This window comes from Nonomuraea cypriaca (assembly GCF_015645445.1).
GTDB lineage: Bacteria > Actinomycetota > Actinomycetes > Streptosporangiales > Streptosporangiaceae > Nonomuraea > Nonomuraea cypriaca.
This window is the reverse complement of sequence record NZ_JADOGI010000299.1, coordinates 1-11,019: the sequence shown is the minus strand read 5'-3', so window position 1 is coordinate 11,019 and position 11,019 is coordinate 1. Positions and strand designations below refer to the sequence as shown.

Annotated in this window: 12 protein-coding genes; 9 read left to right on the top strand and 3 right to left on the bottom strand. The window is 69.7% G+C overall.

The features are described from left to right. The 4 genes from ITP53_RS49600 to ITP53_RS49585 form a co-directional block, all read left to right on the top strand. Positions 1-504: extracellular solute-binding protein (locus ITP53_RS49600; protein WP_195902455.1), on the top strand; the 504-nt coding region annotated here is incomplete at its 5' end. 1 nt (position 505) lies between these two features. Then, a complete protein-coding gene (locus ITP53_RS49595) occupies positions 506-1,396 on the top strand; it encodes a carbohydrate ABC transporter permease (protein WP_195902454.1) in 891 nt (296 codons plus the stop codon). Next, positions 1,393-2,280, top strand: a complete 888-nt coding sequence (locus ITP53_RS49590) for a carbohydrate ABC transporter permease (protein ID WP_207757543.1) — start codon at positions 1,393-1,395, stop codon at positions 2,278-2,280. Before ITP53_RS49595 ends, ITP53_RS49590 begins: the two co-directional genes overlap by 4 nt. A 224-nt stretch (positions 2,281-2,504) precedes the next feature. Further along, positions 2,505-3,926 (top strand): glycoside hydrolase family 28 protein, encoded by a 1,422-nt coding sequence (locus ITP53_RS49585; protein WP_195902453.1) that lies wholly within the window; start codon positions 2,505-2,507, stop codon positions 3,924-3,926. Here the strand turns inward: ITP53_RS49585 and ITP53_RS49580 are convergent. Further along, positions 3,907-5,388: a sulfatase family protein gene (locus tag ITP53_RS49580; protein WP_195902452.1), complete on the bottom strand. Its 1,482-nt coding sequence runs from the start codon at positions 5,386-5,388 to the stop codon at positions 3,907-3,909. The two genes, ITP53_RS49585 and ITP53_RS49580, sit on opposite strands and share 20 nt — an antisense overlap. Positions 5,389-5,497: 109 nt before the next feature. After that, positions 5,498-5,743, bottom strand: a complete 246-nt coding sequence (locus ITP53_RS49575) for an alpha/beta hydrolase (protein WP_195902451.1) — start codon at positions 5,741-5,743, stop codon at positions 5,498-5,500. Positions 5,744-6,743: 1,000 nt separating this feature from the next. On the opposite strand from ITP53_RS49575, the gene ITP53_RS49570 reads away from it, so the two are divergent. After that, positions 6,744-7,574, top strand: coding sequence for an alpha/beta fold hydrolase (locus ITP53_RS49570; protein ID WP_195902450.1), 831 nt, complete (start codon positions 6,744-6,746; stop codon positions 7,572-7,574). A gap of 101 nt (positions 7,575-7,675) precedes the next feature. Here the strand turns inward: ITP53_RS49570 and ITP53_RS49565 are convergent, their stop codons facing one another. Then, positions 7,676-8,785 carry an NAD(P)/FAD-dependent oxidoreductase gene (locus tag ITP53_RS49565; protein WP_195902449.1) on the bottom strand — a complete coding sequence of 370 codons (1,110 nt, stop codon included), beginning with the start codon at positions 8,783-8,785 and terminating at the stop codon, positions 7,676-7,678. Between the two features lie 92 nt (positions 8,786-8,877). Between ITP53_RS49565 and ITP53_RS49560 the strand changes: the two genes are divergently transcribed. The 4 genes from ITP53_RS49560 to ITP53_RS49550 all read left to right on the top strand — a co-directional run. Continuing rightward, on the top strand, positions 8,878-9,234 hold the full coding sequence (locus ITP53_RS49560) for a winged helix-turn-helix transcriptional regulator (protein WP_195902448.1): 357 nt from the start codon (positions 8,878-8,880) through the stop codon (positions 9,232-9,234). 193 nt (positions 9,235-9,427) lie between these two features. Next, a complete protein-coding gene (locus tag ITP53_RS59860; RefSeq protein ID WP_268961459.1) occupies positions 9,428-9,556 on the top strand; it encodes a hypothetical protein in 129 nt (42 codons plus the stop codon). Between the two features lie 561 nt (positions 9,557-10,117). Then, entirely contained in the window at positions 10,118-10,666 is a 549-nt protein-coding gene (locus ITP53_RS49555; protein ID WP_328818348.1) for a carbohydrate ABC transporter permease, read from the top strand. A gap of 39 nt (positions 10,667-10,705) precedes the next feature. Beyond that, on the top strand, positions 10,706-11,019 hold a 314-nt coding region (locus tag ITP53_RS49550), incomplete at its 3' end, for a nucleoside hydrolase (RefSeq protein ID WP_195902446.1).

The window sequence follows — 11,019 nt, the reverse complement described above, 5'->3', positions numbered from 1 at the left end:
GGCATGGCGGCGCTCGGGCCGCGCAGCGTCCAGCAGATCCTGGAGGCGAAGCCGGACTTCGAGTACGGCTCGACGCTGCTGCCTTACCAGCCGCCCGGCGCCACCGAGCCGGGGGCGGGGACCTGGATCGGCGGGTGGGGCGCCTTCATACCGTCCGAGGCCAAGCACCCCGAGGCGGCGTGGGAGTTCCTGCGCTGGTTCGCGGCCACGCCGGAGGGCACGCTGGCCGAGTTCGAGACGGTGAACTACCCGCCCGGCTACCTCGGGTCGCCGGCCCTGGCGAAGATGCGGGCCGACCCGATCCTGCGGCCTTCGTACGACGCGATGCTGGCCGCGACCAACATCAAACCGTCGCTGCCGGAGACCAACTACTTCAGCCAGCAACTGGAGATCCACGTGGCGCGCGCGGTCTACGGCGAGGTGTCCGCGCGCGAGGCCATGCGGGTGGTCAAGGAGAACACCCGCAGGGAGGCCGAAAGGTTCAAGAACCAGATGGGACTGTGACATGCGCTCACGAAAGCGGCGGCGCGACCTCATGTGGGGGCTGGTGTTCACCTCGCCCGCGATCATCGGGCTGCTGTGGTTCACCGGCTACCCGGTGCTCGCCTCGCTGTACTACAGCTTCACCTCGTACACGATGGTCGGCCCCGCCGAGTGGATCGGGTGGGCCAACTACGTCGACCTCATGACCGACCAGGTGTGGTGGTCGTCGCTGTGGAACACGCTGTACATCGTCGTCTGGTCGGTCCCGCTCGGCATCGTCGCGGCGCTCGGGCTGGCGCTGCTGCTGAACATGGGGGTGGGCGGCCGGTCGGTCTACCGCACGGTGTTCTACCTGCCGACGATCGTGCCGGCGGTGGCGTCCGCAGTGCTCTGGATGTACATCTTCGACCCCCAGTACGGCCTGCTCAACGACGCCCTGGCCAAGCTCGGCATCGAGGGTCCCGGCTGGTTGTCCGACCCCGTCTGGGCCAAGCCGGCGCTGATCGTGATGAGCGCGTGGGGGGTCGGCAACCTGATGGTCATCATGCTGGCCGGGCTCCAGGACGTGCCGGCCACGCTGCGGGAGCAGGCGTCCACCGACGGGGCGGGCGTGCTGTCCAGGTTCCGGCACGTCACGCTGCCCTACGTCAGCCCACACATGCTGTTCGCCCTGGTGACCGGGCTGATCGGCGGGTTCCAGTTCTTCACGCCGGTGTTCGTGATGACCGGCGGCACGGGCAACCCGGCCGGCTCGACGCTGGTGTCGGGCTTGTACCTCTACCAGAACGCCTTCCAGTACTTCAAGGTCGGGTACGCGTCGGCGATCGCCTGGGTGCTCTTCGCGATCGTCGCCGCGGTCACCGTCGCCACGTTCAAACTGGTCGGCCGGCGCGTCTACTACGGAGGCCGATGATGGGTACGGCGACCGTGGCCCCCGCCGTGGGGCGGGAGACCGGGCGGATCCGGCGCAACTGGCGGCGGCTGATGGCGGCGATGGCCTCGCACGCGGTGCTGATCACGCTGAGCGTGGTGTTCCTGCTGCCGTTCGTGTGGATGGTGACGACGTCGCTGAAGACGGTGGACGTGCTCAACGCCTTCCCTATCGTCTGGTTCCCCGAGAAGATCACCTTCTCCAACTACCTGGACGGGCTGCAGGTTTTCCCGTTCGCCAGGTACTTCCTCAACACGATGCTCATCTGCGCGTTGTCGATGCTGGGTGCGGTGCTGTCGAGCTCGTTCATCGCGTACGGGCTGGCCTGCATCGAGTGGCCGGGGCGCAACGTCGTCTTCGTGGCGCTGCTGGGCACCATGATGATCCCGTTCTACGTGACGATGGTGCCGTTGTTCTCGTTGTTCCGCGAGATGGGGTGGACGAACACGTACCTGCCGCTCATCGTGCCGCACTTCTTCGGCGGGCCGTTCTTCGTGTTCCTGTTGCGGCAGTTCTTCCTGGGCATCCCGCGCGACCTGCTGGACGCGGCACGCGTGGACGGGGCGGGCGAGCTGCGGATCTACGCGCGGATCGTGCTGCCGCTGGCCAAGCCGGCGCTGGCGGCGGTGGCGCTGTTCCAGTTCCTGGCGGCGTGGGGCGACCTGCTGGGACCGCTGATCTACCTGTCCGACTCGGACATGTACACGTTGTCGCTGGGGCTGACCTACTACTCGACGCAGTACAGCACCCAATTCGGGCCGCTGATGGCGGCCAGCACGGTGATCCTCATCCCGATCATCGTGCTGTTCTTCTTCGCCCAACGCACCTTCATCCAGGGCATCACACTGACCGGGGTGAAGGGCTGACCCCCACACAGACGGAGGACATCGGTGACTCCTCCGCTCCCCGAAGGGAGCGGCTTCTCACCCCGCTTACGCGGGAGACGACGGCCAAGCCCTGACCGATGCCCGAAAGCACAAGACCGATCTTATCCGGAGGCGATGACGATGTCTGAGGTTCTGTCACTACACGCGCGGGCCTTGGCGGCCCTCCCGCTCCCGATTCCCCCGTCATCTGAAGGGAGGTCGTGATGGAGGAGTTATCGCGTGGACGGTCCCGGCGGGTGTTCCTGGCCGGCGCCGTGGGCGGCCTGCTGGCGGCGGGCGTGACCGGCCGGGCGGAGGCCGCCGCTCCGGGGCCCGCCGCGCCGGACGCGGCGGCCGCGGCCTGGGCGCGGGTGCCGCAGATCAGGCGCCGCATCCGACCGCCGCGCTTCCCCCGCCGCACCTTCCCGATCACCGGCCACGGGGCCGTCGGCGACGGGACCACGAAGTGCACCGACGCGTTCGGCCAGGCCATCGCCGCCTGCGCGGCGGCGGGTGGCGGGCGGGTCTTGGTGCCCGCGGGGACCTACCTCACCGGCGCGATCCACCTGGCCGACAACGTCGAGCTGCACCTGGAGGCGGGCGCGACGATCAAGTTCAGCCGCGACCCCGCCGACTACCTGCCGGTCGTATACACCCGGTACGAGGGCATCGAGCTGATGAACTACTCCCCGTTCATCTACGCCCACGACCGGACGAACGTGGCGATCACCGGCGCCGGCGTGATCGACGGGCAGGCCGACGCCACCCACTGGTGGGACTGGTCGAACGACCCGCCGCCGACCGAGGGCCCCGACAAGCAGCTGCTCGCGGCCATGGCCGAGCAGGGCGTGCCGGTGGCCGAGCGGGTGTTCGGCGAGGGCCACCACCTGCGGCCGAACCTGATCCAGCTCTACCGCTGCCGCAACGTCCTCATCGAGGGCGTGACGGTCAGGGACTCCCCCATGTGGAACATCCACCCGGTCCTGTGCACCAACGTGACCATCCGCGAGGTCACCGTGGACAGCCCGCGTGGCCCGAACAACGACGGCTGCGACCCCGAGTCGTGCGTGGACGTGCTCATCGAGCGGTGCGAGTTCAACACCGGCGACGACTGCGTGGCGATCAAGGCAGGCAAGAACGCCGACGGCCGCCGGGTGAACGCCCCCTCCACGAACGTGCTCGTGGACTCCTGCGTGATGCGCGACGGCAACGGCGGCGTGACGATCGGCAGCGAGACCACCGGCGGGGTGAGCTGGGTGTTCGCGTGGGACTGCACGATGAGCAGCGAGCGACTCGAACGGGCGATCCGGATCAAGACCAACCCGGAGCGCGGCGGCCACGTCAGGGACCTCTACTTCAGGGACATCACCGTGGGCCAGGCCGCCGACGCGGTGGTCGAGGTGGCGCTCAACTACGAGAACAAGCACACCGGCCTCTACTTCCCGGACGTCGGCGCGATCGACATCCGAAGGCTGCGGGCCGAGCGGGCGCCCAGGGCGTTCAACCTGATCGGCAACCCGGGCAACCCGATCAGGGGCGTCCGGGTGACGAACAGTGTGTTCGGGGAGATGACGGATACCGACGTCATCACCGACGTGACAGGGCTCGAACTACGCAACGTGTGGGTCAACGGGCGCCGCGTTTAGCCTGCGGTCGCCTGGCCGGCTGGTACTGGTCGCGGATCGGGTCTCCGGTGGCCTCCATCCAGGCCCGCAGGTCGTCCCGCTTGGCTTCCAGCGCGGCGACGACCTCGGGTCCGGTGTCCTCGACGAGGTTGTGCAGCGAGTCCGGGTCGTTCTCGAGGTCGTACAGTTCCTCGGGCACCCGGTGCAGGAAGAACTCCACCCTGGCGGCGACGTCGGGGGAGTCCGCCGCGGCGGCCTGCATCGCCGGCCAGGTCAGGCCCGTCATGTTCTCCGCCTGATAGGCCTTCTGGCCGTCCGACCAGGCGTTCCAGACATAACTCCAGCGGCTGTCGTGGACGCCGCGCATGTCGTACCGCACCTCCTGGTCGGATTTGTGGAAGACGGTGGTGATCTGGCCGCGGCCGGACTGGCTGCCGCCCTCCAGCAGCGGGGTGAGATCGCGCCCGTCCAGCCCCTCGGGGACGGCCGCGCCCGCCGCGCGGCACAGCGTGGGGAACAGGTCCATCGTGGAGACGAAGTGGGTGCGGTCGGACCGGCCTGCCTGGGTGGTGCCCGGCCACCTGACGATCAGCGGGGTGCGGGTGCTGTGCGCCCAGCAGTTGGCCTTGGCGAACGGCACCGCGATGCCGTTGTCCGACATGAAGATCACGATGGTGTTCGAGGCCATTCCTGAGGCGTCCAGGGCGGCCAGCACGGCGGCGAGCGTGTCGTCGGCGCGGCGGGCGCTGCTGAGGTACTCCGACATCTCCTTGCGCACGTCGGGCAGGCCGGGCAGGAAACCGGGCACGTCGGTCTCGTCCGGGGTGTACACCCGTGACGGCCTGGGGATGGTGGCCAGCTGCTCCGGGGTGAAGCGCTGCTGTTCCGCGGCGCTGCCGTGGAAGGGCCGGTGCGGGTCCTCGGCGTTGGCCATCAGGAAGAAGGGGCGATTCTCGGTCTTGGCCCGGTCGAACAGCTGCGTGGCGAACTGGGCGTACTTCTCCGGGTCGCGGCCCATCCCGAGCTGGGGTGGCTTGGCGCTCAGGTCCCAGGCGAACCGCTCGGGGGGTTCGAGGTGGGCGTACTTGCCGAGGATGCCGGTCAGGTAGCCGCGCGGGCGCAGCAGGTCGTTGAGTACGGGCACGTCGTCGTCGATGGGCTCGAAGCCTTCCGCGCCGTTGCGGTGGGGGTAGCGGCCGGTCAGCATGGCCGAGCGGCTGGGCTGGCAGATCGCGACGGGCACGTGCGCGCGACCGAAGCTCATGCCCTGCTCGGCGAGCCGGTCGACGGTGGGTGTGAGGTCGGCGCGGCCGCCGAAGCAGCCGGGGGTGTCGCCGCCCATGTCGTCGACTGTGAACAGCAGGATGTTCGGCGCGTCCTGCTTCGCCGGCTTGGCGGCGCCGCGGGCCGGGGCGGTGCCGAGGGCGGTGGTGGCGGCGACCGCTCCGGTGAGCAGGGTGCGCCTGGACAGAGGGACGTTCATACAGACTCCGGGTATGCGAGGGCTGTGCTGGCGCGGCGGGCACCTGTGGGGAGCAGGTGCTGCCGCACCTTGATCGGTTGTGGCGTCAGCCGCGGGTGGAGGTGCCGGCCTATTCCGGCACCGGCATCCCTGGGCATGTGGTGGTGCGCTTGCCGGTCTCGAAGTAGTCGACCAGCTTCTCGAGGCAGCCGGGCACCCGGAAGGCGGAGCCGTGCACGTCGTCGTCGACGGTCACCACGGTCCCGCCGATCGCCTCGCGCATGGGGGGCGTGAACTCGTACGGCGACATGCTCTCGTGGAGGTGGCCGGAGAGCATCAGCGAGCCGCCGGAGTGCCGCAGGTTCGTCTTCTGCACCGGCAACGGCCACCCCGCGCACGGCGCGACGTAGGGGGCCACCCCGCCGGTCGCGCTCCGCGATCCACGCCGCCATCCGCTGGAAGTTACGGTCGGCGGCCTTGGCGCGGGCCTCCACCCCGGCGTCCGTCCTGTGGTCCGGCGGGTGCACGCTGTCCAGCCACATCCGATCCACCTTGCCGGGGAAGAGACTGCGCAGCACCGCGGCGCACTCCCGGTTCCTCTCGACCGTCTCGGCGTAGGCCTTCCTGGCCTGCTCCTCGGTGACCGCCCCCGGCGAGCGTTCGCTCCCCAGGCCAGAACACGCGACCTTCGTGCTAGAGCCAACGCCCCGCGGATCGAACCCGATCAGGTCATGGCGCTCGTCCAGCTCCGCCCCATTCATGACGATCCGATGGGGCATCAGATAGCCGGAACCGCCAGGCCCTCCGGGGTTGAACGCCAGGCTGCCCAGACGGCGCTTCTGATCAGCCGCCTTCAACCTGGTCAGCGCGATGCTGATCTGCTTGCCCTCCGGATCGTCATAATCCTGCGGAACACTGATCGTCCCGCACTCGGTACGCCCGAGCAGCCGCCTGAACTCCCCGAACTTCTCCTCACTCACGCCCAACCGGCGCAGGTCCTCGTCGGAGTATTCCCGGCACTCCTGCCACTCGATGGCCGGCGCCTTCGTCGCGGCGGTGGCCGCCGAAGCGGGCATGCCGACGACGAGAGAGGTCAGCAGCAACGCTCCGGAAAGAGGGCCGGCCAAACGGGCCACAGTCGCACGATTCACTGGTTGATTTCCTTCCACGGGGAACGAGAATCACCTCGCCGGACCAGGGGGCCCATGGCACACCGGTTTCGGCGTTCGTGCTATTCGGCCACAGCGGCTGTTTCCTCGCTGTTTCCGGGAAGAGCGGCGTGGGGCGGGCATGCGACACCCGCGTGCTCCGATGTCGAAGGCCGCTGGTGGGGGCGGCCATCTGCCAGGCCGGGGTGCTTATTAGCATGGCTGGGCATGGAACTAACCGAGCAGTTCGATTGGCAGGGCCGGAAGGTTGCATGGGGGCGGGCCGGCACCGGCCCGCCCGTGGTGTTCTGCCACGGCACGCCTTTCTCGTCCGTGTTGTGGCAGGCGTTCGCCGAGGCCATGAGCCGTGACTTCACCGTCCACCTGTGGGACATGCCGGGCTACGGCCGCTCCTCCAAACAGGCCGGGCACCCGGTCGATTTCGGCGTGCAGGCCGAGGTCTTCACGGCGCTGCTCGCGCACTGGGGCCTGGACCGGCCGCACGTGGTCGCCCATGACTTCGGCGGGGCCGTGTCGCTGCGTGCGCACCTGACCATGGGCGTCGGTTACGCCTCGCTCATGCTCATCGACGTTGTCGCCATCCCGCCCTCCGGTTCACCGTTCTTCAAATTCGTGCAGGATCATCCCGGCGTGCTGGACCAGCTGCCGTCCCACATTCACACCGCCATCGTGCGTACGTACATCCAGGGCGCGAGCCATCGCGGTCTGCGTGACGACGATCTCGACTCGCTCGTGCGGCCGTGGACGGGTGAGGACGGCCAGCCCGCTTTCTACCGGCAGATCACCGACTACGACGAGCGCTTCCTGGAAGAGAACGAGCGGCACCTGGGACGCATCGACATTCCCACACGCATCGTGTGGGGCGCCCAGGACACCTGGATCCCCACCGATATCGCCCGACGACTGCAGGGGCTGATCCCCACGGCCGAACTCTCGCTGGTGGAAGGCTCCGGTCATCTGATCCACCACGACGCGCCCGTCGCGCTGATGAACGAGGTCCGCAGCTGGCTCACCCGCGTTCGTGACGACACCGGTTGACCTCAACTCCCATCGAGGGCCTGGCCGGGGGCCACGCACCGGCGTCGGCGAAGGGCGCGACAAGCGCGCCGCGCCCTTCGCCGAGGTCGAGGAGTGAGCCGTCAGGCGGGGTCGGGGCCGTCGAAGTGGGCCTCGTACGCCTCGACCATCATGGCGCGGCCCTTGAGGTCGGCGGCCGTCTCGGGACCCGCGAGGCCGTCGACCCCGGGCAGCTGCCCCGCGCCGCCCTCCGGGCCGAGCGGGACGAGGATGACGGTCGGGTACTTCTCGTACGCGGCCTGCTCGCCCGTACCGGTGATCGTCGCGCGGAGGTTCGCCGCGACGAGTTCGCCCTGCATGCCCGCGAGCCCGGCCATGTCGCGGTCGGCGTCGGCGATGTCGCCGACGGCGAAGACCCGGTCGTGCCCCAGCACCCGCAGCCGCTCGTCCACCCGCACGTAGCCCCGCGAGTCGCGGGCGTCGGCGAGCGCGCCGCGCAGGTACTCGGTGCGGGGTACGACGCCGAAGCAGCGGAACCAGACGTCGGCGGTCAGCTTCTCCCCCGCCTCCGTCGCGATCGCGATCGGCGCGGCGGTGGCGGGCGGCGCGCTCGGCAGCTCCCGCAGCCGGCTGCCGAGCTTGAGCTCGACGCCCAGCTCGCCGAGCTGCCTGCGCAGCTCTTCCCGCAACTCCTGGTCGAACGGTCCCGCCAGGATGTCGGGCGCGGCGTCGGTGAGGATCACGTGCTTGCCGGGGAACTCCGCCTTGATCTCGCCGGCGAGTTCGAGTCCGGCCGGGCCGGCGCCGACCAGGAGCACCCGCTCGGCGTCGGCCAGAGCCTCGTGCGCGGCGCGCACCTTGGCCTTGGCCGTCCCCATGTCCGGCACGTCCATCTTGGCGGGGAACGGGTAGGACGAGCCCGTGGCGAGCACCAGGTAGTCGGGCTCGAGCGTCCGCCCGGAGGCGAGCGTCACGTGGCGGCCGTCGACCGCCACGGCGCTGTCGCGCAGGAAACGCCCGTGCGCCAGCAACCGGCGGTAGGGCAGGAAGACCCGGTCCAGCCATTGCGGCTGGACCAGCGCCCGCCACGCCGCGACATTGTGTACGAACGCGTCGGACGGGTCCACGAGCGTCACGTCGGCCACGTCGTCGAGCAGTTTGGCGACCTTGAATCCGCCGTATCCGCCACCCAGCACCACCACGCTCGGACGCGCGCCAGAGTTGTCGATCATCAGGGTTCTCCTTGCTAGTAATCGAGGCGTCGCTACGGTATAGCTACTTGCTTCGAAAATCAAAGTGACCTCTTTTCTGCTAGCATGAGGTCATGGCGACATCCTCCGTACAGCACGATGTGGACAGCTGTAAGCGGGCTGACACCGCGCTGACGCGCGCCTTCACCGTGCTCGGGAAGCGCTGGAGCGCCCTCGTGCTCGGCAGCCTCCGCGCGGGGCCGGCCGGGTTCCGCGAGCTGTCGCGGGCGCTCGACGGGGTCAGCGATTCCGTGCTCTCCGACCGGCTGTCCGAGCTGACCAAGGAAGGCCTGGTCGCGCGCACCGTTTCTGCGGGCCCTCCCGTCACGGTCTCCTACGAGCTGACGGCCGGCGGCCGCGCCCTCATGCCGGCGCTCGCGCAGATCTCCCAGTGGGCGGAGGAGCACCTGTCCTCGGGCGGCGACTGCTAGCGCCCGGCCCGGCCGTGGCTCCCTGACCGGCGCGCTGGCCACCACCGGCAAGGAGACGCTGCCGCCGGCCAACAAGGTCGCCTACGACCGGTACGTCGACCAGACCGTCCAGAAAGGCATCACCGACTTCGAGTCGCTGCTCACCGAGGAACTCGACACGACCGCCCGGCACCGCCCGCGCACCGTCGGATACGTGGACTTCGAGACGACGATCAACAAGACGTTCTCCGACATCCGCAACGGCGCCGACGTCTCCGAGTCGCTGCGGGCCGCCCAGGAGCGGCTCGACCAGCTGCTCCAGCGCTACCGCGACCTCCAGTGACCAGGCCGACCAGGGAATTCATGAGGTTGAAGACACCCGACACGCGGCGGTCCATGTGGGTCACCGCCGCGTTCATGCTGCTGCCCGCCGTCGTCGCCCTGGCGCTGCTGCGACTGTGGCCCTCGATCAGCGCCGTCGCGGCCTCGTTGCAGCCGCCGGGAGACCGCCCGGTCTGGCACACCTTCGCCCGCCTGTTCGGCGACGCGACCTTCCTCAACTCGCTCAAGGTCACGCTGCTGTTCAGCGTCATCGTGAACCCGCTGCAGATCGCCCTGGCGCTGTGGCTGGCGGTCACACTGAGCAAGCGGGTGCCCGCCGTGGGGCTGTGGCGCACGCTCATCCTGCTGCCCGTCGCCGTGCCGCAGACGGTCTCCGCGATCGTGTGGGCCGTGGCCTTCCGCCCGGAGGGCCCGCTCAACGCCGTCGCGAACGCCGTCGGACTGCCCAGCATCCCTTTCCTCATCAGCCCCGCCACCGCCCTTCTCTCGATCGTCGTCGTGTGCAGCTGGGTCGGCGTCGGCTACTGGATGACGTTCCTGGTGGCCGGCAAGCGCGGCGGGGATCGCGATCCACAGCGCGCGGCGTCCCGAGCGGGTCTCGGCCCTGGTGGTGCTCGTGCTGAGCTTCCTCATCCCGTTCGAGGCGATCGCGATCCCGCTGGCCACGACGTTCCGTGCGATGGAGATGCAGAACACCTACATCGGCCTGGTCCTGCCCGGGATCGGCAGCGGGCTGGCCATCTTCCTGCTGCGGCAGTTCTTCATGAACATCCCGCCGTCGCTGGCCGAGGCCGCCCGCGTGGACGGGCTGTCGTGGTGGGGCGTGTTCCGCCACATCTACCTGCCGCTGTCGCGGCCGTCCTTGGTGGGGGCCGGTCTGGTGGTGTTCGTGTTCCAGTGGCAGTCGTTCCTGTGGCCGCTGCTGATCGCGCCCGACCCGGCGATGAAGGTGGCGCCGGTGGCCATCGCCGACTTCGCCGGTGAGCTGGGCGTGGACTACGGGCAGATGTTCGCGGGAGCGATCCTGGCGGCGGGCGTACCACTGCTCGTCCTGCTGGTCTTCCAGCGCCAGTTCACCGCCTCGCTCGCCAGTAGCGGAACCAAGGAGTAGACGCCCGCCCGGCCGGCGGCGTCACTGAGGAGGACTCCCATGCGCGTCATCATCGACTGCGACCCCGGCAACGCGATCCCGGCCTCCGACGTGGACGACGGGCTGGCGCTGGGCCTGGCCCTCGCCTCCCCGGCCGTCACGCTGGAGGCGGTCACGGTGGTGGCCGGGAACACGCCCAGGGACGTGGGCGTCGCGGTGGCCCGCGACCTGCTCGCGCGGGCCGGCGCCGGGCACGTCCCGGTGTTCGCGGGAGCGGCGGCGCCGCTGGTGGAGGATCCCGCGCCGTGGCGCGCCGACCTCGACGGCGCGCGCGACACCGACCGGGCCCGCGAACTGTGGAAGGACGTCACCCC

Bases quoted from the DNA above. Each gene is read 5' to 3' on its own strand.
- ITP53_RS49560 (WP_195902448.1), top strand. From the start codon at position 8,878: ATGGCGACATCCTCCGTACAGCACGATGTGGACAGCTGTAAGCGGGCT.
- ITP53_RS49595 (WP_195902454.1), top strand. From the start codon at position 506: ATGCGCTCACGAAAGCGGCGGCGCGACCTCATGTGGGGGCTGGTGTTC.
- ITP53_RS49580 (WP_195902452.1), bottom strand. From the start codon at position 5,388: ATGAACGTCCCTCTGTCCAGGCGCACCCTGCTCACCGGAGCGGTCGCC.
- ITP53_RS49565 (WP_195902449.1), bottom strand. From the start codon at position 8,785: ATGATCGACAACTCTGGCGCGCGTCCGAGCGTGGTGGTGCTGGGTGGC.
- ITP53_RS49590 (WP_207757543.1), top strand. From the start codon at position 1,393: ATGATGGGTACGGCGACCGTGGCCCCCGCCGTGGGGCGGGAGACCGGG.
- ITP53_RS49570 (WP_195902450.1), top strand. From the start codon at position 6,744: ATGGAACTAACCGAGCAGTTCGATTGGCAGGGCCGGAAGGTTGCATGG.
- ITP53_RS49585 (WP_195902453.1), top strand. From the start codon at position 2,505: ATGGAGGAGTTATCGCGTGGACGGTCCCGGCGGGTGTTCCTGGCCGGC.